This window comes from Streptomyces sp. NPDC030165 (assembly GCF_055573595.1).
In genome coordinates, this window is the sequence record NZ_JBVIBD010000018.1 from 157,345 (window position 1) to 181,639 (window position 24,295).

General features: G+C 70.6%; 20 protein-coding genes. 5 read left to right on the forward strand and 15 right to left on the reverse strand.

Annotated elements, in window-relative coordinates; all coding sequences use genetic code 11:
* Positions 1-4 precede the first annotated feature (4 nt).
* From ACZ4Z1_RS29965 to ACZ4Z1_RS29980, 4 genes are all read right to left on the reverse strand, one after another.
* Entirely contained in the window at positions 5-1,627 is a 1,623-nt protein-coding gene (locus ACZ4Z1_RS29965) for a peptide ABC transporter substrate-binding protein (protein ID WP_468489766.1), read from the reverse strand.
* 132 nt (positions 1,628-1,759) lie between these two features.
* Complete coding sequence (locus tag ACZ4Z1_RS29970; RefSeq protein WP_468489767.1) at positions 1,760-2,425, reverse strand: excalibur calcium-binding domain-containing protein; 666 nt, start codon at positions 2,423-2,425, stop codon at positions 1,760-1,762.
* Between the two features lie 72 nt (positions 2,426-2,497).
* Positions 2,498-2,698 carry a DUF397 domain-containing protein gene (locus tag ACZ4Z1_RS29975; RefSeq protein ID WP_468489768.1) on the reverse strand — a complete coding sequence of 67 codons (201 nt, stop codon included), beginning with the start codon at positions 2,696-2,698 and terminating at the stop codon, positions 2,498-2,500.
* 10 nt (positions 2,699-2,708) lie between these two features.
* Positions 2,709-3,593, reverse strand: coding sequence for a helix-turn-helix domain-containing protein (locus ACZ4Z1_RS29980; protein WP_468489769.1), 885 nt, complete (start codon positions 3,591-3,593; stop codon positions 2,709-2,711).
* Positions 3,594-3,727: 134 nt separating this feature from the next.
* On the opposite strand from ACZ4Z1_RS29980, the gene ACZ4Z1_RS29985 reads away from it, so the two are divergent.
* Positions 3,728-4,129, forward strand: a complete 402-nt coding sequence (locus tag ACZ4Z1_RS29985) for an ATP-binding protein (protein WP_468489770.1) — start codon at positions 3,728-3,730, stop codon at positions 4,127-4,129.
* Between the two features lie 75 nt (positions 4,130-4,204).
* Here the strand turns inward: ACZ4Z1_RS29985 and ACZ4Z1_RS29990 are convergent, their stop codons facing one another.
* The 7 genes from ACZ4Z1_RS29990 to ACZ4Z1_RS30020 form a co-directional block, all read right to left on the reverse strand.
* Positions 4,205-5,257: an ABC transporter ATP-binding protein gene (locus ACZ4Z1_RS29990; protein ID WP_468489771.1), complete on the reverse strand. Its 1,053-nt coding sequence runs from the start codon at positions 5,255-5,257 to the stop codon at positions 4,205-4,207.
* Entirely contained in the window at positions 5,250-6,287 is a 1,038-nt protein-coding gene (locus ACZ4Z1_RS29995; protein ID WP_468489772.1) for an ABC transporter ATP-binding protein, read from the reverse strand. Before ACZ4Z1_RS29995 ends, ACZ4Z1_RS29990 begins: the two co-directional genes overlap by 8 nt.
* An 11-nt stretch (positions 6,288-6,298) precedes the next feature.
* Entirely contained in the window at positions 6,299-7,288 is a 990-nt protein-coding gene (locus ACZ4Z1_RS30000; RefSeq protein ID WP_468489773.1) for an ABC transporter permease, read from the reverse strand.
* The gene (locus ACZ4Z1_RS30005) at positions 7,281-8,207 is read right to left on the reverse strand and encodes an ABC transporter permease (protein ID WP_053802700.1); all 927 of its coding nucleotides are present in this window, start codon (positions 8,205-8,207) and stop codon (positions 7,281-7,283) included. Before ACZ4Z1_RS30005 ends, ACZ4Z1_RS30000 begins: the two co-directional genes overlap by 8 nt.
* 95 nt (positions 8,208-8,302) lie before the next feature.
* A complete protein-coding gene (locus ACZ4Z1_RS30010; RefSeq protein WP_468489774.1) occupies positions 8,303-9,928 on the reverse strand; it encodes a peptide ABC transporter substrate-binding protein in 1,626 nt (541 codons plus the stop codon).
* A 492-nt stretch (positions 9,929-10,420) separates the two neighbouring features.
* Positions 10,421-12,325: a translational GTPase TypA gene (gene typA, locus ACZ4Z1_RS30015; RefSeq protein WP_398166712.1), complete on the reverse strand. Its 1,905-nt coding sequence runs from the start codon at positions 12,323-12,325 to the stop codon at positions 10,421-10,423.
* A gap of 371 nt (positions 12,326-12,696) precedes the next feature.
* On the reverse strand, positions 12,697-15,078 hold the full coding sequence (locus ACZ4Z1_RS30020) for an ABC transporter substrate-binding protein (protein ID WP_468489775.1): 2,382 nt from the start codon (positions 15,076-15,078) through the stop codon (positions 12,697-12,699).
* Positions 15,079-15,567: 489 nt separating this feature from the next.
* On the opposite strand from ACZ4Z1_RS30020, the gene ACZ4Z1_RS30025 reads away from it, so the two are divergent.
* The 4 genes from ACZ4Z1_RS30025 (at position 15,568) to ACZ4Z1_RS30040 (ending at position 19,647) form a co-directional block, all read left to right on the forward strand.
* Positions 15,568-15,900: a hypothetical protein gene (locus ACZ4Z1_RS30025; RefSeq protein WP_468489776.1), complete on the forward strand. Its 333-nt coding sequence runs from the start codon at positions 15,568-15,570 to the stop codon at positions 15,898-15,900.
* A gap of 67 nt (positions 15,901-15,967) precedes the next feature.
* Positions 15,968-16,828, forward strand: coding sequence for a hypothetical protein (locus tag ACZ4Z1_RS30030; protein WP_468489777.1), 861 nt, complete (start codon positions 15,968-15,970; stop codon positions 16,826-16,828).
* A gap of 15 nt (positions 16,829-16,843) precedes the next feature.
* Complete coding sequence (locus ACZ4Z1_RS30035; RefSeq protein WP_468489778.1) at positions 16,844-18,868, forward strand: fumarate reductase/succinate dehydrogenase flavoprotein subunit; 2,025 nt, start codon at positions 16,844-16,846, stop codon at positions 18,866-18,868.
* Complete coding sequence (locus ACZ4Z1_RS30040; RefSeq protein ID WP_468489779.1) at positions 18,865-19,647, forward strand: succinate dehydrogenase/fumarate reductase iron-sulfur subunit; 783 nt, start codon at positions 18,865-18,867, stop codon at positions 19,645-19,647. Before ACZ4Z1_RS30035 ends, ACZ4Z1_RS30040 begins: the two co-directional genes overlap by 4 nt.
* On the opposite strand, the gene ACZ4Z1_RS30045 is transcribed toward ACZ4Z1_RS30040, so the two are convergent.
* From ACZ4Z1_RS30045 to ACZ4Z1_RS30060, 4 genes are all read right to left on the reverse strand, one after another.
* On the reverse strand, positions 19,628-19,951 hold the full coding sequence (locus ACZ4Z1_RS30045) for a hypothetical protein (protein ID WP_468489780.1): 324 nt from the start codon (positions 19,949-19,951) through the stop codon (positions 19,628-19,630). The genes ACZ4Z1_RS30040 and ACZ4Z1_RS30045 overlap by 20 nt on opposite strands.
* Before the next feature lie 53 nt (positions 19,952-20,004).
* On the reverse strand, positions 20,005-22,728 hold the full coding sequence (locus ACZ4Z1_RS30050) for a SpoIIE family protein phosphatase (RefSeq protein ID WP_468489804.1): 2,724 nt from the start codon (positions 22,726-22,728) through the stop codon (positions 20,005-20,007).
* Between the two features lie 278 nt (positions 22,729-23,006).
* The gene (locus ACZ4Z1_RS30055; RefSeq protein WP_468489805.1) at positions 23,007-23,396 is read right to left on the reverse strand and encodes an ATP-binding protein; all 390 of its coding nucleotides are present in this window, start codon (positions 23,394-23,396) and stop codon (positions 23,007-23,009) included.
* A 420-nt stretch (positions 23,397-23,816) separates the two neighbouring features.
* Positions 23,817-24,230 carry a (deoxy)nucleoside triphosphate pyrophosphohydrolase gene (locus ACZ4Z1_RS30060; RefSeq protein WP_468489781.1) on the reverse strand — a complete coding sequence of 138 codons (414 nt, stop codon included), beginning with the start codon at positions 24,228-24,230 and terminating at the stop codon, positions 23,817-23,819.
* Positions 24,231-24,295 lie beyond the last annotated feature (65 nt).

Below are 24,295 nucleotides of genomic sequence, written 5' to 3' on the forward strand. Positions count from 1 at the left end.
CCCCTCAGTCCTTGATCGTGATATCGCCGTACACCGGGACACTGAAGGGATTGAGGGCCACATGCTCGACCCGGTCCGCGTAACCACCACTGCCGTTCTGGTACCAGAGCGGAATCGCGGGCATCTCCCGGGCCAGGATCCGCTCGGCCTGGTGGTAGGTGGCGTTCACCTGCCGCTGCTCGCTCTCCGCGTTGGCCCGGCTCACCAGCCGGTCGAATTCCTTGTCGCTCCAGCCCGAGTCGTTGGACGACGCGCCGGTGAAGTACTGGCTCTGCAGGAAGGTCTGGATCAGCGGATAGTCCATCTGCCAGCCGGCGCGGTACGGGCCGCTCATCTTCTTCTGAGTGACCTTGGTGCGGTAATCGGCGAAGGTCCCCATCGGCGCCCCGTCGCACACATGGCGGCCCAGCGCCTTGTTGACGCTGTTGCACAGGGCGTCCACCCACAACTTGTGAGAACCGGTGTCCGCGTTGTACGTCACCTTCATCGTGCCGCCGGGAATCCCGCCCCCTTCGGCCACCAGCTTCCGGGCCGCGGCCGGGTCGTACGTGCACGCCGCACCGCACAGCCCTGCCCGGTAGCCGCCCTGCTCCCCCAGGGCCATCGCGGTCCAGTCGGTGGCGGGCGTACGCGTCCCCCGGAAGATCTGCCGGGTGATCGCCGGCCGGTTGATGGCCATGGAAATCCCCCGCCGGACCTTCTCCACGCCGGCCTTCGACCACTTCCCGTCGTACATCGGGAACGACAGCGTCTGAATGATCCCGGCGGGCTGGTTGATGTACCGCCCGCCCAAATCCTTCTCCACATGCTTCAACTGCGGAGCCGGCACGTCGTCGACGAGATCCAGGTTCCCCGCCATCAAATCGGTGTAGGCCGTGTCATTGTCCGTGTAGACCTGAAGGTCCACCCCGCCGTTCTTCGCCTCATCCGGCCCCGGATAGTTCTCCCACTTCCGCAGCCGCATGATCCCGCCCTTGGCGTACGACTGCACGGCGTACGGCCCGTTGCCGACCGGCTTCGCCAGCCACGCGTCGTGATCGGTGAAGAACATCCGGGGCAGCGGCAGAAAAGCGTTGTAGCCGAGCATGTCCGGCCACAGCCCGAACTTCTGGTTCAGCCGCACCGTGAAGGTCAGCTCGTCCTGCACCCGCAGGCCGCGCATCGTCTTCGCGGCCGGCTTCGCCCCCGCCTCCTCGGGATGCACCTCCTCATACCCCTCCACATAACTGAAGAACGGCGCACCCTGCTGCCGGTTGGTGACCAGCGCTCCGTAATTCCAGGCGTCCACGAAGGAACGGGCCGTCACCTTCTCGCCATTACTGAACGTCCACCCCGGCTTGACCTTCACCGTGAAATTCCGCGCGTCCGGCGACTCGACCGACTCCGCGACCATGTTCTCCGCCACGGCGGTCCGCGGGTTGTACCGCTTCAGCCCCCGGAAAGCGAGGTCGAGCACCTTGCCGCCCTGCACGTCGGTGGTGTTGGCCGGCTCCACCGGGTTCTGCGGATCACCCCAGGACGCCCGGACGACCGTGGGGTCCTGCCCGCCCCCACCGCACCCGGCGGCCGCCAGGACGACCACGGCGGCCGCGAAGAACGCCGAACCGACGCGCCAGGCTCCCCGCAACGACCTGCCTCCTCAGAGCTGCGCCCCCGGGCACCCACCCGGCCTACCGGCCCCAACCTGACACCTCACACGCCCCGACACCCGCTACCCGGGCGCAACACGGGACAGAACCCCCCATACGAGCGATCTTCGTCACTCCCCGTGGGGCTCGCAGCCGATGCCGTCACCGTCCCGGTCCAGGCGGTGCGGGTCGCCGGGCCCCACAGCGGTCGGGCCGTCGAGATCGGAGCAGTCGATGTCGGGCCCACCCGTCGACGGGCCGGGACGAGGGGAACCTCCGTCCCCGCCACTCGGCGTCGGCCCCGCCACCGCCCCGATGTCGGCGGCGACGATGACCCCGTCCCGGACCGTGTACGTCCCGGCGAAGGCCCGGACGGACCCGTCCCGCTGCTCGGCGTCGAGCGTCATCGTCACCACGTCGCCGCTCACCCCGACGACGTGCACGGTGTCGCGCGCGGTGTCCGCGAAGCCCGCCACGAAGGCGTCGTAGGAGCCCCCGAGGTTCTTGCCGCCGAGGTCCCAGGCGCGCCGGAAGTCGCGGGCGTTGACGGCCGCGTAATAGTCCTGGACGACGGAGGCGGCGTCCCACGCGGTGGCCGTCGGCCCGGTCTCCGGTGACGCGCTGGTCCCGCCCGTCCCGCTGCCGGAGGGCGTGGGCTCCCCGGTGACCGTACGCGTGCTGGTGACCGTGGTCTCCGTACGGTCCGGCCGGCCCTCACCGGAGGACCCGCAGCCCGCCGACGCGGCCGCGGCCGCCGCGAGGACGGCGGCTGACGTCGTGATGCCGTGGCGGCGCATCGCACTCACCCCACCCGGTGGGACGTGCCTACGCCTCCAGTCTGCGCCGCCCGTCCCGGGCCCGCCCGTGGATCATCCGGACGCGGGGTCGAACGCTCCCGTCTTCAGCGTCCGCACCAGTCCGGCCAGCGCGTCCACGGAGACCCCGAGTACCGTCTCGGGCCCGGCGCTCTCCCGCACGCGCCGGCGCGCGCCGGGCCCTGCGGCCACCTCGACGCATGTGTCGGCGCCGCCTTCACTGAAGCTGGACTTCTGCCACGCGAGCTGGGTCATCCGGGCCTTCCTAAAGCAGGGGGTACAGAAGACGCTGGATGAGCCCCAGCGAATCCTTGACCGCGTGCGCCTCGGGCAGGACTGCGGCGTCAACCGGAGGCAAGGCCACTTCGCTGAGCCTAGCGAACGTGGCGTGGTACCTCGCAAGAGCGTCCGAGTCGCCGAGGTACAGGGAGTTCTCGACATGCGATACGACGACGGTGCTCAGTTCCTCGGCCTTCGGCACCACCACCGTGAAGGACGTGCCGAAGGGCACGGGCCCGGCGAAGGGCAGCACTTGCACGGTGACGTGGGGGAGCCGCGACATCTCGATCAGCCGGATCAACTGATCGCGCATGACGCCGCGTTTGCCCAGCGACACGTGCAGTGCCGCTTCGTGGACGACCAGGTGGGTGCGCGGCGCCTCGTTGCCGTTCAGCACCTGCTGACGCCTGAGCCGGAAGTCGATCGCGAGGTTCCGTTCCCTCCTGGTCTCCCGGGTGTACCCCTCGTGGTGGATGGCCGCGGCGTACTCACGGGTCTGCAACAGCCCCGGGATGAACATCGGTTCGTAGCAGAGCAGGCGTTCGGCTCCGGATTCCAGTTCCGCGAGGTCGAGAAGCGACGGCCGCACCGCGCTTCTGTAGGTGCTCCACCAGCCCTTGCCCCGGGCCTCGCCCATCTCGATCAACGCTTCGAGGTAGGTAGAACGTGTACCCCTTATGGTCTGAGCCAGTGCGCGCAGCCGCTCCGGCGCCAGCGGAGTCCGGCCCGCTTCGACGTTGCTGACGTGCGACTGCCGCATACCCATCACGTCTGCGGCCTCGCTGACGGTCCAGCCCGCCTGCTCCCGTAGCCTGCGAACTTCAGCGCCGAAACGTCGCTGCCGGTACGTGGGATTCGCCCTCAGGCCCATCAATCCCTCCCTGGTTCTCCTCTCGCAGTATGGCCCAACTGGCCAATTCCGTGAGTTGGTTGCACGTATACGCCACCCATCGCTACCTTGAGTGCGGCACCAGTCACAGACTGCACTCACCTGGAGGCTGTCTCATGAGCACGCCCAGCGAGACCTGGTCCTACGGCCTGTTCATTCCGCATGACCCCCGGGCGGTCGGTGTCGTCAGAGCGGCGTTGCGGCACATCCTGGACGGGGCCGGGCTGACCTGTCTGACGGAGACGGCGGAGCTGATGGTGTCGGAGCTGGTGACCAACTCGTACCAGTACGCGAAGACCGATGCCTACGTGAGTGTGGACCGCTCGCCGTTCGATCTCACGATCGCCGTGTGGGACACCGGGCCGGGCGCGCCGGAGCGGCAGAAGGCCGGGACCGATGAGGAGTACGGCCGCGGGCTCGGGATCGTGGAGGCCTGCGCCGACAGCTGGGGGGTGCGGGACTATCCGAACGGGAAGGCGGTGTGGTTCACCGTGGTGCCCAAGGGGGCTGGGGCGTAAGGCCCGGTCGTACGCGTACGGGGGCGCACGGAGCCGAAGCTCCGGGCGCCCCCGCGTACGCGCGTGCGGGCCGGCTCAGGCCGCGCCGATCACGTCCTTCTCCTCAGCGAAGTGGCAGGCCGAGTCGTGCGCCGCCAGGCTGTCGGTGGCGGCGAAGCGCTCCGGGACGGCGAGCAGCGGCACCTCCTCGGCGCACTTGTCCTGCGCCTTCCAGCAGCGGGTGCGGAAGCGGCAGCCCGACGGCGGGTTGGCCGGGGACGGCACGTCGCCGGAGAGGATGATCCGCTCGCGGCCGGTGCGGGCCTCCGGGTCCGGTACGGGGACGGCGGAGAGCAGCGCCTGGGTGTACGGGTGGGTGGGGTGGTCGTAGATCTGCTCGTCGGTGCCGATCTCCGCCATCTTGCCGAGGTACATGACCCCGACCCGGTCGGAGATGTGCCGGACGATGGACAGGTCGTGGGCGATGAAGAGGTAGGAGAGGTTGAACTCGTCCTGGAGCTTCTCCATCAGGTTGATGACCTGCGCCTGGACGGACACGTCCAGCGCCGAGACCGGCTCGTCGCAGATGATGATCTCGGGGTTGAGCGCGAGGCCGCGGGCGATGCCGATGCGCTGGCGCTGGCCGCCCGAGAACTGGTGCGGATAGCGGTTGATGTACTCGGGGTTCAGGCCGACGACGTCCAGCAGGTCCCGGACCTTCTTGCGCCGGTCGCCCTTCGGGGCCACCTCCGGGTGGATGTCGAAGGGCTCGCCGATGATGTCGCCGACCGTCATCCGCGGATTGAGCGAGGTGTACGGGTCCTGGAACACCATCTGGATGTTGCGCCGTACGGCCTTCAGCGCACGCCCCGACAGCCGGGAGATGTCCTCGCCCTTGTAGAAGACCTCGCCGGACGTCGCCCGCTCCAGGTTCATCAGCAGCTTGGCGACGGTGGACTTGCCGCAGCCGGACTCGCCGACGATGCCGAGGGTCTCGCCCTCGTACAGCGAGAAGGAGATGCCGTCGACGGCCTTGACCGCGCCGACCTGCTTCTTGAACAGGATGCCCTGGGTGAGCGGGAAATGCTTGACCAGGTTGCGGACTTCGAGGATGGGCTCGCGCCGCGCGTCCTTCTTCGGGTCAGCCATTGATCGTCTCCTCCCAGAAGTGGCACGCGCTGCCGCGGCCGTCGGCGACGGTGTGCAGCGGCGGCACCTCCGTGCGGCAGACGTCCTGCGCCTTCGGGCAGCGCGGGTTGAACGCGCAACCCGGCGGGATGTTCAGCAGGTTGGGCGGCAGGCCCTTGATCGCGTACAGCTCCTGGCCCTTCTGGTCCAGGCGCGGGATGGAGTCGAGCAGGCCGCGCGTGTACGGGTGCGCGGGGTTCTTGTACAGCTCGTGCACGGGTGCGTGCTCGACGATCCGGCCCGCGTACATCACCGCGATCTTGTCGGCGACGTCGGCGACCACGCCCAGGTCGTGGGTGATCAGGATCAGGCCCATGTTGTATTCGCGCTGGAGGTCCGCGAGCAGGTCCATGACCTGGGCCTGGACGGTCACGTCGAGCGCGGTGGTCGGCTCGTCCGCGATGATCAGGTCCGGCTCCAGGGCCAGCGCCATCGCGATCATGATGCGCTGGCGCATACCGCCCGAGAACTGGTGCGGGTAGTCCGAGACCCGGGCCGCCGCGGCCGGGATCTTCACCCGGTCCATCAGCTCGATGGCCTTGGCCTTGGCGTCCTTCTTGGACATGCCCTGGTGGACGCGGAACATCTCGCCGAGCTGGTAGCCGACGGTGAGCACCGGGTTCAGCGACGACAGCGCGTCCTGGAAGATCATGGCGATCTTCGCGCCACGGGTCCGGCGGCGCTCCTCGGGGGACATCTTCAGCATGTCCTGGCCGCGGAAGAGGATCTCGCCCTGCGGGATCTTCGCCGGCGGCATGTCCAGGATGCCCATCACGGCCTGCGCGGTGACGGACTTGCCGGAACCGGACTCGCCGAGCACGGCGAGCGTCTCACCGGCGCTGACGTTGTAGTTGACGCCGTTGACGGCCTTGACGACGCCGTCCCGGGTGTGGAATTCGACGTGCAGGTCACGGACGTCGAGCAGCGGACCGCTGGCCTCGCCGTCCGTCCCCGGCTTGGGAACGTCCGCGGTCTTGGAGATGGTGGTCACGTACGCCTCCCTCAGCGCAGCTTGGGGTCGAGGGCGTCGCGCACCGCGTCGCCGAGGAGGATGAACGCCAGCACCGTGATGCTCAGGAACGCCGACGGGATGAGCAGCACGTGCGGCGCGTCGCGCAGCACGTCCTTGGCCGCGGAGATGTCCACGCCCCAGGAGATGGCCGGCGGCTGGAGCCCGATGCCCAGGTAGGACAGGGTGGCCTCGGCGGAGATGTAGCCGGCCAGCGCGATGGTGGCCACGACGATGACCGGTCCGATGGCGTTCGGAAGGATGTGCTTGAACAGGATGCGGCCGTTGCCGGCGCCGAGCGCCCTGGCGGCCGTCACGAAGTCCGACTGCTTCTGGGTGATCACCGCGCCGCGCATGACGCGGGCGAGCTGCATCCAGCCGAAGACGGACAGGCCCAGGGTCACGGTCCACACGGTGCGGTTGGTGAACGCCTGGAGGAGTACGAGCGCGCCGAGCAGCAGCGGGATGCCGAAGAACACGTCGGTGATGCGCGACAGGAGGGCGTCGGCCCAGCCGCCGAAGTAACCCGCGAGCATGCCGAGCAGGCCGCCGAAGACGGTGACCGCGGCGGTCACGCAGACGCCGACGATGATCGAGGCGCGGGCGCCGTAGACCGTACGGGCCCACACGCTCTGGCCCTGCTTGTTGTAGCCGAACCAGTCCACCTGGAACAGGTGGGACCACTGGGGCTCGCCCAGGTAGTGGTTGCGCAGGTCGGCGTGGTCGGGGTCGGCGCCGGTGAAGAGCGACGGCACGATCGCCATGACGACCAGCAGGACGAGCAGCACGCCGGCGATCCAGAACATCGGCCGGACGCGCAGTTCGCGCCATGCGTCCTGGCCGAGGCTGCGGGGCTTGTTGGCGGGTCCGCCGGCGGCATCGGCCGCGGCGGCGCCGACGCCGGGAGCCGCGAGGTCCACGGTGTCGCCGGTGGTGCCCGGGCCCGCGACGCTGCCGGGGTTCACTGTTGTCTTCTCAGGCATAGCGGATCCTCGGGTCCAGAACGGCGTACAGCAGGTCCACGACCAGGCTGCTCACGAGGTAGATCAGGACGAGCACCGTCACGATGCCGACCACGGTGGGGCCTTCACTGGTCTGGATCGCCCGGTAGAGCGTGTTGCCGATGCCCTGGACGTTGAAGATGCCCTCGGTGACGATGGCGCCGCCCATCAGCATGCCGAGGTCGGTGCCGAGGAAGGTGACCACGGGGATCAGGGAGTTGCGCATCAGGTGCACGCCCAGGCGCCGGCTCTTGGGCAGGCCCTTGGCGAGCGCGGTGCGCATGTAGTCGGCGCGCAGGTTCTCCGCGACGGTGGTACGGGTGAGCCGGGTGACGTACGCCAGCGACAGGGCGCCGAGCACGATCGCCGGTACGGTCAGCTGCCCCAGGTTCATGGAGTCCTGCACCGTAGGTGTGATCAGCTGCCATTTCAGGCCCAGGAAGAACTGGGCGAGGAAGCCGAGCACGAACACCGGGACCGAGATCACGATCAGGGTGAGCACCAGGACCAGCTGGTCGATGAACTTGCCGCGCTTGAGGCCGGTGAGCATGCCGAGCGCGACACCGATGACGACCTCGATGGCGAAGGCGTAGAGCGCCAGCCGGATGGTGACCGGGAAGGCCTCGCCGATCAGGTCGGCGACCGGGCGGCCGGTGAAGCTCTGCCCGAAGTCGCCCTTGAACAGGCCGGTCAGGTAGTTCCAGTACTGGGTCAGCATGGGCTGGTCCAGCCCGAACTGGTGCCGAAGTCTGGCGACGGTGGCCGGGTCGGCGGCCTTGTCACCGAAAAGCGCCTTGATGGGGTCGCCCGGCAGCGAATACACCATCAGGAAAATGAGCAGAGTGGTCCCGATGAAGACCGGGATCATCTGGAGCAGTCGCCTCGCGACATAACGCCCCATGGTTCCTCCTGTCGCTGACGGGCCCAGCGGCCGCCGCGCCCCTGGGGTGGTAGGGGCGGGCGGCTACTGGGCCTGCGTCACATGCAGCGTCCCGGTTACTTCTTCTTGACCTCGACGTCGGTCCAGATCGCCTGGCGGTAGGTGTCGAACTTCACGTTCTGCACGTTGTTCGAGTAGCCGCCGAGGGTGTGGTCGAAGAACAGCGGGATGGAGGGCATCGTCTCCGTCAGCTTCTTCTCGGCCTGGAGGTAGAGCTTGTTGGACTCCTCGATGGTCTTGGCCGCGTTGGCCTGGTCCATCAGCTTGTCCAGCTCGGGGTCGGAGAAGCCCATGTCGTTCGCGCCGGCACCGGTGCGGTACTGCTCGGAGATGAAGTTGGCGATGTTCGGGAAGTCCTGGACCCACGCCATGCGGAAGGCGCTGTCCATCTTCTTGCCGGTGATCTCGTTACGGACCTGCTGGAAGGTCGGGCGCGGCTGGGCGGCGCAGTTCACGCCGGTGTTCTGCTTGATGTCGTTGCAGACCGCCTCGGCCCAGTCCCGGTGGCCGCCGTCGTTGTTGAAGGTGATGGTCATCTTGTTGCCGGGGACGCCACCGCCTTCCTTGATCAGCTGCTTGGCCTTGGTCGGGTTGAACTTGCAGAACTCGCCGCAGACGTCCTTCTGGTAACCCTCGACGACGGTGGGCACCCAGCCGTCGGCCGCGTCGTAGGCGTCCTTCAGGACGGTCTTGACGATGGTGTCGCGGTCGATGGCCATGGACAGGCCCTGGCGGACCTTGGCCTTCTCGGGCTTGCCCCACTCCTTGTCGTACATGGGGAAGGCGATGGTGGTCTGGCCGCCGTACGGCTCGTTGACGGCGCGGTCACCGAGGTCGGCCTTGAACTTGCTGGTCGCCGAGTTCGGGACCTTGTACATGATGTCGACCTTGTCGGAGACCAGGTCGTTGTAGGCGCTGTCGTCCGTGTTGTAGAACTTGAAGATCACGCCGCCGTTCTTGGGCTTGTCCTCGCCCTTGTAGTCGGCGAACTTCTTCGTCTTGAACTGGACCTTGTGCTCCCAGTTCCCGTCCTGCTGGTACGGGCCGTTGCCGATGGGGTGCTCACCGAAGGCCTTGGGGTCCTTGAAGAACGCCTTGGGCAGCGGGAAGAAGGCGTCGTAGAAGAGCCGCTCCTTGAAGGTGGAGACCGGCTTCGACAGCTCGATGGTGAACTCGTTGTCGTTGACGACCTTCAGGCCCGACATCTTGTCGGTCTTCGGGTCGCCCTCCTTCGGGTGGACGTCCTCGTAACCCTTGATGAACTCGAACCAGGAGGAGTTGAGCTGGGCGTTCTTGGCGTTGGCGCCCCAGTTCCAGGCGTCCACGAAGGACGAGGCGGTGACCGGCTCGCCGTTGTGGAACTTCCAGCCCTTCTTCAGCTTCACCGTGAAGTGCTGGTTGTCGGTGGACTCGACGCTCTCGGCGTTCTGGTAACGCAGCTTGCCCTTGGCGTCGAAGTCGACCAGACCGCGGAAGAGGTTCTTGATGATGTAGCCGCCGCCGACCTCGTTGCTGTTGGTCGGGATCAGCTCGTGCTGCGGCTCGGTGTTGTAGTAGGTGTACGTGCCGTTGGGGTCAACGGCCGCTTTGTTGCCACTACCACTGCCGCCGCCGCACGCCGTGGCGGTCATCGCCACGACTATCGCACCTGCGACCCAGGTGGCGCTCTTGGCACCGCGCATGGGACTGCCTCCTCATGAGTCCATTCACTTCATGGAAAGGAGCTGCCCGCAGCTGACACCCCTGACAGCCAGCGACCAGCCCCTGCTGCTCGTGAGTCGGCGCTCCCCACAGCGCGTGACCCATTGACCCGAGCTCAATGCACCCCAGTCTCAGTCACGTTCGCCCCATAAACCACGTGTAAGGGGTCTCGGTTTGGTCACATCCGTTTTCCCAGAGTTCGGAATCCGGACAAACCAAACCATCCAGACGGTAACGAAACGGACCGTCGGCACCACACATGATGATCTTCGTCCGCAATTCGGACTCGCCATGGCCGGATCGCAACCGGAATCCCGTTGACACAGTGATCATGAATGCGCTAACCGGTACGCCGTACCGGCAAACGGAAAGCGCCCCACCGGATCGGAAATCCGGTGGGGCGCTCTCGGAGCGTAATCAGCGGGCCGGCGCCGGGAATTACCCGGCGTGACGGCCCGGCCGCGCGGCGGGCGTCAGCGCTTCGCGCGCGAAGCGGTGCGGCCGCGCTCCTTCTGGTCCAGGACGACCTTGCGGATACGGACCGCCTCCGGAGTCACCTCGACGCACTCGTCGTCGCGGCAGAACTCCAGCGACTGCTCCAGGGAGAGCTTGCGCGGCGGCACGATCGCCTCGAAGGAGTCGGCCGAGGAGGAGCGCATGTTGGTGAGCTTCTTCTCCTTGGTGATGTTCACGTCCATGTCGTCGGAGCGCGAGTTCTCACCGACGATCATGCCCTCGTACACCTCGGTGCCCGGCTCGGTGAAGAGCACACCGCGCTCCTGGAGGTTGGTCATCGCGAAGGCGGTGACCGCGCCGGCCCGGTCGGCGACCAGCGAACCGTTGTTACGGGTCGTCAGCGTGCCGAACCAGGGCTCGTGGCCCTCGTGGATGGAGTGCGCGATGCCGGTGCCGCGGGTGTTGGTCAGGAACTCCGTACGGAAGCCGATCAGGCCGCGGGACGGCACGACGAACTCCATGCGGACCCAGCCCGAGCCGTGGTTGGACATGTTGTCCATCCGGCCCTTGCGGACACCCATGAGCTGCGTGACGGCGCCCATGTGCTCCTCGGGCACGTCGATCGTCATGCGCTCGACGGGCTCGTAGGTCTTGCCGTCGACCTCCTTGGTGACCACCTGCGGCTTGCCGATGGTCATCTCGAAGCCCTCGCGGCGCATCTGCTCGACCAGGATGGCCAGCGCCAGCTCACCGCGGCCCTGCACCTCCCAGGCATCGGGGCGCTCGGTGTCCAGCACGCGCAGCGAGACGTTACCGATCAGCTCGCGGTCCAGACGGTCCTTGACCTGGCGGGCGGTGACCTTGCGGTCCTTGGTCGCGGCCTTGGCGTCCGCGCCCTTGCCGGTGCCGCCGCGGCCGACCAGCGGCGAGGTGTTGGTGCCGATGGTCATCGAGATGGCGGGCTCGTCGACCGTGATCAGCGGCAGCGCGACCGGGTTCTCCGGGTCGGCCAGCGTCTCGCCGATCATGATGTCGGGGATGCCGGCGACGGCGCAGATGTCACCGGGGCCAGCGACCTCGGCGGGCTTGCGGGTGAGCGCCTCGGTCATCATCAGCTCGGTGATGCGCACGCTCTGGACCGAACCGTCGCGCTTCATCCACGCGACGGTCTGGCCCTTGCGCAGCTCGCCCTGCTCGACGCGGAGCAGCGCGATACGGCCGAGGAAGTTGTCGGCGTCGAGGTTGGTGACGTGGGCCTGGAGGGGCGCCGACTCGTCGTACTCGGGGGCCGGGACGGTCTCCAGCAGCGTGCTGAAGAACGGCTCCAGGTTGGTGCTGTCCTGCGGGACCGTGCCGTCCTCCGGCTTGGTCAGCGAGGCGACGCCGTCACGGGCGCAGGCGTAGACGATCGGGAACTCGATCTGGTCCTCGTCCGCGTCCAGGTCCAGGAACAGGTCGTAGGTCTCGTCGATGACCTCGGCGATCCGGGAGTCCGGGCGGTCGGTCTTGTTGATGCACAGGATGACCGGCATCTTCGCGTCCAGCGCCTTGCGCAGCACGAAGCGGGTCTGCGGCAGCGGGCCCTCGGAGGCGTCCACCAGCAGCACGACCGCGTCCACCATCGACAGGCCGCGCTCGACCTCGCCACCGAAGTCGGCGTGGCCGGGGGTGTCGATGATGTTGATGGTGATGACGTCGCCGCCATCCTTGGGGTGGTACTTCACCGCCGTGTTCTTGGCCAGGATCGTGATGCCCTTCTCACGCTCCAGGTCGTTCGAGTCCATCATGCGGTCGTCGAGGGACTCGGCTGCGTGCGCGGCGAAGGAGCCGGCCTGCTTGAGCATGGCGTCGACCAGCGTGGTCTTGCCGTGGTCGACGTGGGCGACGATGGCGACGTTACGAATGTCGTGGCGCGTGGGCATACTGCGGCGCTTCTCCCGGATCGTGGATGGCGGCACGTACGGTCCGGTACGTGTGCCTGCCGGGCATGAAGACGCCACGGCCTCACCCCATGGTACGGGGCTGCCGCGGCATCGGCCGCCCCCGGGCGCCGGAACCGCTTCTGACCTGCGGTGATACATAATCGAACGGCCACTGTACGCCGGGCACCCACGTCCGCTTCGCCCGGGTGCCACCCGTCCGTAACCGTACGCGCGGGGCGCGGCGGCGGGCGGGGAGACGAGCGGTGGCCGGCCGGGCGGTCTCCCGCTCCGGCCGGCCACCGGCCCGGTCCGTCCTGCCCCGGCCCGCCACGTCCGGCCCGTCGCGTCCGGTCGTCACTCCTCGTAGCCGGTCACTTCCGGTAGCCGATGTCCTGGAAGCGCGGCGTCGAGAAGCCGAAGGCGCCCGCGTTGACCAGGTTCTCCTTCGCCGCGACGACCTCCGGCCGCTGGTAGAGCGGTACGGACCCGGCCGCCGCCCAGATCCGCGCGTCGGCGCGGTCCACCAGCTCGCGGGAGGCGTCCTCGTCCAGCTCGGCGGCGGCCTGGTCGAAGAGCTGGTCGATGTGGTCGGTGCCGACCCGGGTGTAGTTCTGCTCGACGGCGAGGCTGCCGTCGGCGGCGGGCTGCGGCTTGGCGTAGATCGGACGGCCGTCGGTGGCCGGGTAGGCGGAGGCGGGCCAGGTGTAGAGCGCCAGGTCGAAGTCGCCGGCCGCGATGTGGTCCTCGAAGTAGCTCTTGTCCGGCACCTTCTGTACGGCGGTCTGTACCCCGATCCGGGCGAGCATGGCGGAGATCCGGTCGGCCACCGTCCGCAGCCGCTCGGAGCCCGGGCCGTCGGGGAGCACGAAGCGCAGGACGAGCGGCTTGCCGTCCTTCTTCAGGGCCGGGACCGGGCCGTGGGCCGCGGGGTCGGCCCGGAAGACGTCCGCCGGGGCGGCCAGGCCGCCCTCGACCGGCTTGCCGTCGGTCACCCGGCCGCGGTCCGCCGGCCGGGCGCCGATGCCCGGGCCGCCGGGCGCCGGGGCCACCTCGATCATCTCGGCCGCGCTCAGCGCGCCGGCCGCCAGCATCTCGTAGCGCCGGTAGTCCGCGTACGCGGCGACGGTGGTGTCACCCTCGGCCTGCGTACGCCGTTGCGCGGCCACGTCCTTGTAGAAGAAGCCGCTCTGCCGCAGCAGGGTGGCCCGCTGGAGGTCGGCGGCCCGTACTCCGGCCGAGGACAGCGGCGTCGTCGGTACGGCGGCCACGCGCTCCACGTCGCCCGCCTTGCCGTCGGAGCCGCCCCGGTCGGCGTCCGCCTTCCTCTCCGGCTTCTGCGGCTGCGCCGAGCCCCCGCCCGGTGCCCGCCACCCGGCGTCCGCCAGCATCGCCCGCGCGGCCGTGGTGTCCGGCCCGCCGAGGGCGCCGCTGTGGTCCGCGTACCCGGGCTGGGCCGCCATCAGCAGGTGGCTGCCGAGAGGCCGGTTCGGGAGGCCGAGCGGCTTGAGCACGGAGTCGGCCAGCTTCTGCCGGTCGACGGCGCGGGCCACCGCGCGGCGCACCCGGTCGTCGTCGAGCGGGCTGACGCTGCCGTTGAGGGCGAGCTGCGTGTAGGCGGGCTCCAGGGCCTTGCGGACGGTGTAGCGGCGCAGGGCGTCCCGCTCGGCGGCGGACACGCGGCGGGGCGGCGCGTCGTCGCCGCGCGGGGCCGGGGAGCGGCCGGCGTCGGCGTCCTCGACGCGTCCGGCCTCCGACGCGCCGTCCGGCGCCCCGGCGCTCGGGGATCCGGCATCCGGGGATCCGGCGTCGGGCGACTTCGCGCCCGGCGATCCGGGGCTCGCCGACCGCGACGCCGGGGGCTTGCGCGCCGCGGTGATCCGCCGGGCGTCGGCGGGGTCCACCTCGGCCAGGTCGATCGTCCCCTCGGTCAGTGCCGCGGCCCGCTTGTCCCGGGGCAGCGCGGTCAGCACGATCCGGTCCAGCTTGGCGGGCGCTCCCCACCACTTCGGGTTGCGTACGAGGGTGAGCGTGCCGGCCTGCCCGTCCCGCTCCTGCACCGTGAACGGCCCGGCCACCTCTCCGAGCTGTTCGCGGGCGCCGTCGTTGAAAGCGCGCGCGTCGCCCGTCACGCTCTTCGGGTACAGCGGCGTGAACAGCGACTCCCAGTCGGCGTACGGCTTGGTGAAGGTGACCTTGACCTCGTGCGCGCCGCCGCCCCGCTCGACCTTCTCGATGCGGTCGTACCCGGCGTTGCGCGCGCTCCAGTACGCGTTGTCCTTGCCGTTCAGCGCCTTCCACTGCGCGGCGAAGTCCTCCGCCCCGAGGGCCCGCCCGTCGCTCCACCGCGCCTTCGGGTCGAGCTTGTACACGACGGTCTGCCGCGGCTCGCGGTCGGTGACGTCGGCGGCGTCCAGGTAGTCCGGGTTGCGCTGCGGCCGGCCGCGCTCGTCCAGGGTGAACAGCCGGGGCAGTACGGCGTCGGTGACGCGCCGCGTGGCCGCGTCCGCGCGCGCCTGGAAGGCGTTCAGCGTGCCGGGTACGGCGTCCACGGCCCAGCGCAGCGTGCCGCCCTGGCGCACCCGTTCGCGGGCGGTGACGGAGATGTCCTGAGCGCCGGGACCGGCCTCCTCGGCGTCGTCACCTCCGCCGCAACCGGTCAGGACCGGCAGCGGCAGCAGCACTCCGGCAGCGAGGAGCGCGGCACAGCGGCGCCTGCGGCAGGCCGCGCCGCCTGAGCTGACGGGGTGGGTCATCACGGTTACCTCCGGGGCTCGCCCGCGCCGCGCCCCGCGGCGGGCCGCGGGGCCACGGATCACGTTCGGCCGACTTTGCGGCTCATCACATCTATGGCTCCACCACTGAAGGGGACCGGCCGCCGCGGGGGCGGGCGACACGTCGGCCGCCGCCGCGAAGGCCACCCGCCCGGCCCAACCGTTTCCGCGCGCGCGGCCCCGTACGGCAGGCAGCGCGGATTCCCCTGGCCGCCCCGTCGGCGGACAGCGGGAGGGCGTACGGATCCCGCGCCCGCGGGCGTACGCGCCGCCGTACAAAAGCACGTCCGCCGGCACGGCCCGACGGCGCACACCCGCCGAAACACGCCGGTCCGGTTCCGCAATCGCGGCAGATCCCTTCCCAATCGCGACTGTGACGCGCGACACTCGCAGGCGCACGCCGCTGTGCCCGGACGGGTCCGGGCGGGCGGCCAGGGCGCGCCGACCACACCCGCGGAGGTGAGGCAAGTCATGTCCTTGCTGGACGATCTGACGGCAGCTCAGCGCAGCCTGGACGACCTGGAACGGTCGGTCGGGCGACTGGAGGCACAGGTCGGCGGCGGCCTGGACATCCGGCGCGTACGCAGCGACACGGACCGCCTGCGCGAGAGCCTGCAACTGCTGCGGGACGGCGCCGCGGACGCGCCCGGCGGGCGGCCCGCGTACGGCACGGGCGCGCGCTCCGGCCGCCCGCCGGTGCCCGCACCCGAGATGGTGACCATCCCGGACGCGCCGTACGACAGCGCCCTGTGGACCGACGCGGAGGACGAGGGCCTCGGCGCACGAGACCGCCGGGCGCCGTAGGCCACCCCCGTACCGCCGCTGAGCGCCACCCGTCCCACCACCGGACAGCCGTCTACGGAGACCGACGTTGGCCACTGGCACCGAACCCCAACCGCATACCGAGGCAAGCGGCGCGAAGGGCGCGGCCGGACCGCCCGGCACCGGCGTCCACGCCCCTTCGCGCGCCGCGATACCCGCTCGCCACCTGCGCACCGACCGCTGGTGGCTGTACCCGGCCACGACCGCGGCGGGCCTGCTCGCCTTCGTCGTGTACTCGACGTGGCGGGCGTTCGCGAACGCGGACTACTACGCCGCGCCGTACGTCTCGCCGTTCTACTCGCCGTGCCTGGCGGAGAACTGCCACCCGATGCGCGGCGGCCCCAACTGGGACGTCTTCGGCAGTTGGTGGGGCCTGTCCCCCGCCCTGCTGATCCTGATCTTCCCGCTGGGCTTCCGGCTGACCTGCTACTACTACCGCAAGGCGTACTACCGCGGTTTCTGGGCCTCGCCCCCGGCCTGCGCCGTCGCCGAGCCGCACAAGAAGTACACCGGCGAGACCCGCTTCCCGCTGATCCTCCAGAACATCCACCGCTACTTCTTCTACTTCGCGGTCGTCGTCGCGGGCATCCTCACCTACGACACCGTTCTCACCTTCCGCGACGCGCACTACGCGTGGGGCCACATGGGCCTCGGCACCCTCGTCTTCCTCGTCAACATCGTCCTGATCTGGGCGTACACCCTCTCCTGCCACTCCTGCCGGCACATCGTCGGCGGCCGGCTGCGGCACTTCTCCAAGCACCCGGTGCGCTACCGGATGTGGGGGTGGGTGAGCAAGCTCAACGCCCGGCACGCGGCCCTCGCCTGGGCCTCGCTGATCAGCGTGGCCGCCGCCGACTTCTACGTCTTCCTCCTCGCCACCGGGGCCTTCGACGACCCGCGCTTCTTCTAGGAAGGGTGCCTTGTGATGACGCAGCTGGACCGGCAGGAGTGGGACGTCGTCGTGGTGGGCGCGGGCGGCGCCGGACTGCGCGCCGCCATCGAAGCCCGCGAGCAGGGCATGCGTACGGCCGTGATCTGCAAGTCGCTGTTCGGCAAGGCCCACACGGTCATGGCCGAGGGAGGCATCGCGGCCAGCATGGGCAACGTCAACGAGGGCGACAGCTGGCAGGTGCACTTCCGCGACACGATGCGCGGCGGCAAGTTCCTCAACCACTGGCGGATGGCCGAACTGCACGCCCGCGAGGCGCCGCAGCGGGTCTGGGAGCTGGAGACCTGGGGCGCGCTCTTCGACCGCACCCCGGACGGCCGGATTTCCCAGCGCAACTTCGGCGGCCACGAGTACCCGCGCCTGGCGCACGTCGGCGACCGTACGGGCCTGGAGCTGATCCGCACCCTCCAGCAGAAGATCGTCTCGCTCCAGCAGGAGGACGAGCGGCAACTCGGCTCGTACGACGCGCGCTTGAAGGTCTTCCAGGAGTGCACCGTCACCCGCATCCTCAAGGACGAGGACCGGGTGGCCGGCGCCTTCTGCTACGAACGCGAATCCGGCCGCTTCTTCGTCCTCCAGGCGCCGTCCGTGGTCCTCGCGACCGGCGGCATCGGCAAGTCCTTCAAGGTGACGTCCAACTCCTGGGAGTACACCGGCGACGGGCACGCGCTCGCGCTGCTCGCCGGGGCCCCCCTGATCAACATGGAGTTCGTCCAGTTCCACCCGACCGGCATGGTCTGGCCACCCTCCGTCAAAGGCATCCTCGTCACCGAATCCGTCCGCGGCGACGGCGGTGTGCTGCGCAACAGCGAGGGCGAGCGCTTCATGTTCGGCTACGTCCCGGACGTCTTCAAGGAGAAGTACGCCCAGTCCGAGACCGAGGCCGACCGCTGGTACGAGGACCCCGACCACAACCGCCGCCCGCCCGAACTGCTGCCCCGCGACGAGGTCGCCCGCGCCATCAACGCCGAGGTCAAGGCGGGACGCGGCTCCCCGCACGGCGGCGTCTTCCTCGACGTCTCCACCCGGATGCCCGCCGAGGTGATCCGGCGGCGGCTGCCCTCCATGCACCACCAGTTCAAGGAGCTGGCGGACGTCGACATCACCGCCGAGGCGATGGAGGTCGGGCCGACCTGCCACTACGTGATGGGCGGCGTGGACGTCGACCCGGACACCGCGGCCGCCGTCGGCGTCCCCGGCCTGTTCGCCGCCGGCGAGGTCGCGGGCGGTATGCACGGCTCCAACCGGCTCGGCGGCAACTCACTGTCCGACCTGCTGGTCTTCGGCCGCCGCGCGGGCCTGTACGCGGCCGAGTACGCGCGGGCCCGCTCCGTACGGCCCGCCGCCGACCCGCTCCAGCTCGACGCCGCGGAGGCGGAGGCGCTGCGCCCGTTCAGCGCCGAGGGGCCCGACACGCACCACGCGGGGCGCCCCGCAGAGAATCCGTACACCCTCCACCAGGAGCTCCAGCAGGCGATGAACGACCTGGTCGGCATCATCCGCCGGCAGGGTGAGATGGAAGAGGCCCTGGAACGCCTCGCCGACCTGCGCATACGGGCCCGCCGGGCCGGGGTCGAGGGCCACCGGCAGTACAACCCCGGCTGGCACCTGGCCATCGACCTGCGCAACATGCTGCTGGTCAGCGAGTGCGTGGCCCGTGCCGCGCTGGAACGCACGGAGTCCCGCGGCGGGCACACCCGCGACGACTACCCGGAGATGGACCGGCGCTGGCGCCGGGTCAACCTGGTCTGCGAACTGGCCGAGGACGGCGCCGACCTCCCACCGCGCGACCCGGAGGCCGGCCAGATCCGCCTGTCCCGCCGGGAGAACCCGCCGATCCGGCCCGACCTCCTGGACCTCTTCGAACGGGACGAACTGGCGAAGTACCTGACGGACGGGGAACTGACGGCGAGCACGGCCGCGGCGCCGGGCGCGGCGGGTGCGAACGGAACGGCGGCACCGGCCGCCGGACCGGCGGACGACGAGGAGACGAACCGGTGAGCGCGCAGTCCGACGCCTACAAGGCGCACTTCAGGATCTGGCGGGGCGACGCGGACGGCGGCGGCCTGGCGGACTTCCGCGTCGAGGTCAACGACGGCGAGGTGGTCCTCGACATCATCCACCGCCTCCAGGCCACCCAGGCCCCCGACCTCGCCGTCCGCTGGAACTGCAAAGCGGGCAAGTGCGGCTCGTGCAGCGCGGAGATCAACGGCCGGCCCCGCCTGATGTGCATGACCCGCATGTCGGTCTTCGCACCCGACGAAACGGTCACCGTCACCCCGATGCGGGCCTTCCCGGTCGTCCGCGACCTGGTCACGGACGTCTCCTTCAACTACACCAAGGCCCGCGAGATCCCCAGCTTCGTACCACCGCCGGACCTCGGGCCGGGCGAGTACCGCATGGGGCAGGAGGACGTCGGCCGCTCCCAGGAGTTCCGCAAGTGCATCGAGTGCTTCCTGTGCCAGGACACCTGCCACGTCGTCCGCGACCACGAGGAGAACAAGACCGCCTTCGCCGGCCCCCGCTTCCTCATGCGCATCGCCGAACTCGACATGCACCCCCTGGACGCCGCGCCGGAGTCCGGCCTCGACCGCAGACGCACCGCCCAGGAGAGCCACGGCCTCGGCCACTGCAACATCACCAAGTGCTGCACCGAAGTCTGCCCCGAGCACATCCGCATCACGGACAACGCCCTGATCCCCCTGAAGGAACGCTCGGCCGACCGCAAATACGACCCGCTGGTGTGGCTGGGGAGCAAGATCAGGCGGCGGAAGGAGTGAACTGAGGGGCGGTACGAGGGGGTACGAGCGGGTACGAGGGGAAGGCGGCGGGACCGTGGCCGCCGCCGGCTGACCACCCATCGGGACGGGCACGGGCCGCCGCCATGATCCGGGCGACCGTGCTGAGGTACTCGCGACCGGGGACACCGGCAGTACCGAGATGCTCGAATCCCATGTTCTGGACGGCCTCGACGGCGGCGGCCCACGCCAGTCGGCGCGAAAGGTCACGGACGAGCGCCCGGACCCGCTGCGCCCAGGCCGGATCGTGGGCCACGACGTGGATGGGCTCGTCGAGATCCGCCATGCCACCGGACCGAGGACGGCCGGTGCGCCGGGACCGCACCTGGGCCGTACCGGTCAGAACAGGCTCAGCAGGGCGTCCGCCGGATCGGGCAGGGTGGTGTCGCCGTCCGGCAGCGGCAGTTCGAACCAGACGGTCTTGCCGCGAGGGGTCCGGCGGCTGCCCCAGCCGGCGCTGAGGAGGCCGACGAGCTGGAGGCCGCGGCCGCCCTCGTCGGTGTCGCGGGCCCGCCGGCGGCGGGGCTGCGCCAGATCCGCGTCCCACACCTCGCACACCAGGGTCCGGTCCAGCAGCAGGCGCAGCCGGATCTCGCCGTGGCCGTGCCGCAGCGCGTTGGTGACCAGTTCACTGACGAGCAGTTCCGTGGTGTCGACGAGAGCCTCCAGGCCCCAGTCCGTGAGCTGGTCGCGCGCCAGCTCACGGGCGCGGGAGACCGAGCGGGCCTCGGGGGCCAGGTTCCAGTCACCGACGGAGTCCTTGGGCAGGCCGTGCACGCGGGCCATCAGCAGGGCGATGTCGTCCTCGCCGTGCCGGGTGTCCAGCGCGTTCAGTACGTGGTCGCAGACGTCCTCCAGCGGGCGCCCGGCCTCCGACAGGGCCGTCTGGAAGGCGCGCAGGCCCTCGTCCAGCGGGTGGTCGCGGGATTCGACCAGACCGTCGGTGTAGAGGGCGAGCAGCGCGCCGTCGGGCAGCTCGACCTCGGTCTCCTCGAACGGCTCGCCGCCGACCCCCAGCGGCATGCCGGGCGGCACGTCCAGCAGCAGGGCGTCCTCGCCCTCCTCGACCATGACGGGCGGCAGGTGCCCGGCGTTGGCGAAGGTGCAGCGCCGGGTGACCGGGTCGTACACGGCGTAGACGCAGGTGGCGAGGTAGACCTCGGACAAGTCCGCGGCACCGGAGCCGCCGCGCGACGCTTCCGCCGCAGGACGCGCGCCGGCGGGGCCGGCGGACCGGCTGCGCGGGGCGCGCGCTGTCGTACGGGCGCCGCCGCCGGCCGCGCCGAGCCCGCGCGCGATCTCGTCGAGCGCGGAGAGCACCTCGGCCGGTTCCATGTCGAGCAGGGCCAGCGTGCGTACGGCCGTACGCAGTTCGCCCATCGCGACGGCGGCGCGCAGCCCGCGCCCCATCACGTCGCCGACGACGAGCGCGGTGCGGTGGCCGGGCAGCTCGATGACGTCGAACCAGTCGCCGCCGACCTCGGTGGCGGTGGTACCCGGCAGATAGCGGCAGGCGATGTCCAGGCCGGCCGCCTCGGGGTCGCCCGGCGGCAGCAGGCTGCGTTGCAGGATCAGGGCGCGTTCGTGCTCCCGGCGGTAGAGCCGGGCGTTGTCGATGCAGACCGCGGCGCGCGCGGCCAGGTCGACGGCGAGGGCGGTGTCCCGTTCACCGAACGGCTCGCTGCCCTTCGTACGGGAGAACTGCACCAGCCCGACCACCGTGTCCCGGGCGACCATCGGCACGGCGAGCGTCGAGTGGACCACAGCGCCCAGCTCGGCCCGCTCCTCGCACTCGCGGCCCGGGATGATCTGCGCCTGCGCCGTACGCAGCGCGCCCGCGCACGGGGAGTTGAACGGGTAGCGGTGGACGGCGCCGACCGCGACCGGCCCGGTGTCGCCCTCGGGCACGCCGCAGGTCGTGGTGGCCAGCGGCGCGTCCGAGACGGCGCTGGAGAAGGCAACCCGGCGCAGCTCGGCGCTGCCGTCGGCCATCCCCGGCGGGGCCTCGTCGCCCGTCAGCAGGCCCTGGTAGAGGTCGACGGAGGCCAGGTCGCAGAACTGCGGCACGGCCACGTCGAGCAGGGTGCGGGCGGTGGTCTCCAGGTCGAGGGAGTTGCCGATGCGGGCACCGGCTTCGTTGAGCAGCGCCAGGTTGCGGCGGGCGCTGGCGGCTTCGCGTTCGGCCCGGCGGCGGCCGGTGACGTCGGCGGCGAGCGCGGCGACGCCGATGGGGCGGCCGCTGGCACCGTGCAGGCGGTACAGGGAGACGGACCAGCGGCGGCGGTCGGCCTCTCCGGACGGCGCGGTGGGGGACGCCGCACCGCGGGGGGCGGAGGACTCGGGTGCGGTGGGGGCGGGGATGGTGGGGGCGGGCCGCGTGGCGCCGGTTGCGGGCTCCGGCGCGGCGGCCGGCACCGGGACCGTACCGACGAGCTGCATCTCACCGACCGGCTCGCCCGTCTCCAGCACCCGCCGCAGCGCCGCCTGCAGCCGCTCGGCCTCGGAGCGGGGCAGGAAGTCGTGCGGCCCGCCGCCGCGGTACTTGGCCGGCGGGCCGCCGAAGACGGTCGCGAAGCGCTCGTTGACGCGGCGGATCCGCAGGTCCGTGTCGAAGAGCAGGAAGCCCATCGGAGATTGGCCGAAAACGGCTTGGGAGGCGGCGAGGTCGGTCTCGATGCCGCGCAGCGCGCGGACGTCGACGACGAGACAGACCGCGGCCCGCTCGCCGTCCGCCGTCTCGGACGGCATCACGTAGATCTCCGCGAGTCTGCCGTCCCCGGTGTCCGGCGTGCCGTCCCGGCCGGCGCCGCGCGGGCGGTACGGGACCAGGCCGGTCCACTCCCGGCCGTCCAGGATCTGCGCGACCGTGCGGCGGGCCTGTTCCTGCAGCTCGTGCGGGACGAAGGCGGCCACGGGGTCCTTGCCGACGGCGTCCGCCGCGGGGATGCCGAGCATCTCGGCGGCGCGCTCGCTCCACCGGTCGATACGTCCGTCGGGGCCGAGGGAGAAGGACGCGACGCGGATGTAGTCGTAGATGGAGCCGGGCGGGCTGCTCTGCCATATCGGCGGGCCTTCCGGGCCGTCCGGACCCGGCCGGCCCGACGGCCGCGCCGGGCCGTCCGTACCGCCCGGCCCGGCCGGCTGCGCGGGTCCTGCCCCGCCAGATGACTTCTCGCTCACGAGCCCCGTCCCCTCCAGCTCATCGTGCCCGGACCGGACGAGCCGAGTATCCAGCACCGCGGCTGTCCGGAACACGGTCTTCACGATCACAGCACAGTCTCGATCGCAGGCCGCCCACAGAATGTCAATGAAACGGCAACGATCAGGCCGCCACCAGACTCCTAACCCGCCACAGACAGCTCGAACCACACTGTTTTCCCCGTCCTGCCATGTCGGGTGCCCCAACTCCGCGACGTGCACGCCACCAGTTGCAGTCCCCGGCCGCCCTCGTCCTCGGGGGTCGCGGCGCGCTCCCGGGGCGGGTCGGGCAGCGGGTCGGACACCTCGACGAGCAGGCCACCCCCGCTCTTGAGGACGATACGCACACCGATGGGGCCGCTGGCGTAGCGCAGGGAGTTGGTCACCAGCTCGCTGACGAGCAGGACGGCCAGGTCGGCGACGGTGTCCAGGCCCCAGTCCTGAAGTGTCTCGCGGACCGCGGCGCGGGCGGTGCGGGCGGACCCGGGCTCGGCCGGAAGGCTCCATTCGGCGAGCGGGGAACCGGAGATCATGCCGCGTCGGGGCGCGTAGGGCGCGGATTCGGGGGCACCTGCCGCTGCGCTGTCGCTCACGCCGATCACTTCCCAGCCCGATGCGAACACCCTCCGGATTGTCCGTGTTGAGGGGGTAAACAGCACATACCCGGTATCAGCGCATCAATATCGCCCTCAATGGCGCACTGTGGCACAAACGGCGTACTGAGGCGGACGGGGCCCGGACGCGTACGCCGCGTACGCGACGGCGGACCCCGGTGCGCCGGCACCACCGCGGCAGCCCCGTACGAGGGACCCGCCCGATCCGATGATCGGCCCGTACGGGGGAATGGTGAGGTGACGAGATGACCGGGCGGGAGGAGTGCCCGTACGGGGCGCCCGCCCATTCCTGCCGCCCGGGCGGCACGGCTCGGGCAGCGGCCCCGTACACAGGCGCCCTCAGACCCCGGACACGTACGTGGGCCCGAGGCGGCGCATCGCCTCGGCGACCGCCGGGCGGTCCAGGTCCAGCCAGTCGACCTCGTCCTCCTGGCCCGGCGCCAGCCAGCGCAGCGCGTCATGCTCCTGGAGGGGCCGGGGCTCGCCGGACACCAGCCGGGCCGTCCACACCTGGAGGACGAGACCGGGACGCGGCGCCCACTCCCCCGGGATCCGCTCCAGCGGCTCGGCCTCGATCCCCAGCTCCTCGCGCAGTTCGCGCGTCAGCGCCTCCTCGGGCGTCTCACCGGGCTCGACCTTGCCACCGGGCAGCTCCCAGCGGCCGGCCAGCGCGGCGGGCGCACTGCGCCGCGCGGCCAGCAGTCTTCCCCCGTCGAGCACCGCTCCGCCCACCACCACACGCACGTCCGTCATGCGCGGCAGCCTACGCCCCCCGCCGCCACCCCTCGTGCCCCAGGTACCGCCGCCCCTTCACCTCA

Excerpts from the sequence above, each read along its gene's own strand:
- ACZ4Z1_RS29970 (WP_468489767.1), bottom strand. The coding sequence starts at position 2,425 with ATGCGCCGCCACGGCATCACGACGTCAGCCGCCGTCCTCGCGGCGGCC.
- ACZ4Z1_RS29975 (WP_468489768.1), bottom strand. The coding sequence starts at position 2,698 with ATGACCCAGCTCGCGTGGCAGAAGTCCAGCTTCAGTGAAGGCGGCGCC.
- ACZ4Z1_RS29980 (WP_468489769.1), bottom strand. The coding sequence starts at position 3,593 with ATGGGCCTGAGGGCGAATCCCACGTACCGGCAGCGACGTTTCGGCGCT.
- ACZ4Z1_RS29985 (WP_468489770.1), top strand. The coding sequence starts at position 3,728 with ATGAGCACGCCCAGCGAGACCTGGTCCTACGGCCTGTTCATTCCGCAT.
- ACZ4Z1_RS29990 (WP_468489771.1), bottom strand. The coding sequence starts at position 5,257 with ATGGCTGACCCGAAGAAGGACGCGCGGCGCGAGCCCATCCTCGAAGTC.
- ACZ4Z1_RS30000 (WP_468489773.1), bottom strand. The coding sequence starts at position 7,288 with ATGCCTGAGAAGACAACAGTGAACCCCGGCAGCGTCGCGGGCCCGGGC.
- ACZ4Z1_RS30005 (WP_053802700.1), bottom strand. The coding sequence starts at position 8,207 with ATGGGGCGTTATGTCGCGAGGCGACTGCTCCAGATGATCCCGGTCTTC.
- ACZ4Z1_RS30010 (WP_468489774.1), bottom strand. The coding sequence starts at position 9,928 with ATGCGCGGTGCCAAGAGCGCCACCTGGGTCGCAGGTGCGATAGTCGTG.
- typA (WP_398166712.1), bottom strand. The coding sequence starts at position 12,325 with ATGCCCACGCGCCACGACATTCGTAACGTCGCCATCGTCGCCCACGTC.
- ACZ4Z1_RS30020 (WP_468489775.1), bottom strand. The coding sequence starts at position 15,078 with ATGACCCACCCCGTCAGCTCAGGCGGCGCGGCCTGCCGCAGGCGCCGC.
- ACZ4Z1_RS30025 (WP_468489776.1), top strand. The coding sequence starts at position 15,568 with ATGTCCTTGCTGGACGATCTGACGGCAGCTCAGCGCAGCCTGGACGAC.
- ACZ4Z1_RS30035 (WP_468489778.1), top strand. The coding sequence starts at position 16,844 with ATGACGCAGCTGGACCGGCAGGAGTGGGACGTCGTCGTGGTGGGCGCG.
- ACZ4Z1_RS30045 (WP_468489780.1), bottom strand. The coding sequence starts at position 19,951 with ATGGCGGATCTCGACGAGCCCATCCACGTCGTGGCCCACGATCCGGCC.
- ACZ4Z1_RS30055 (WP_468489805.1), bottom strand. The coding sequence starts at position 23,396 with ATGATCTCCGGTTCCCCGCTCGCCGAATGGAGCCTTCCGGCCGAGCCC.
- ACZ4Z1_RS30060 (WP_468489781.1), bottom strand. The coding sequence starts at position 24,230 with ATGACGGACGTGCGTGTGGTGGTGGGCGGAGCGGTGCTCGACGGGGGA.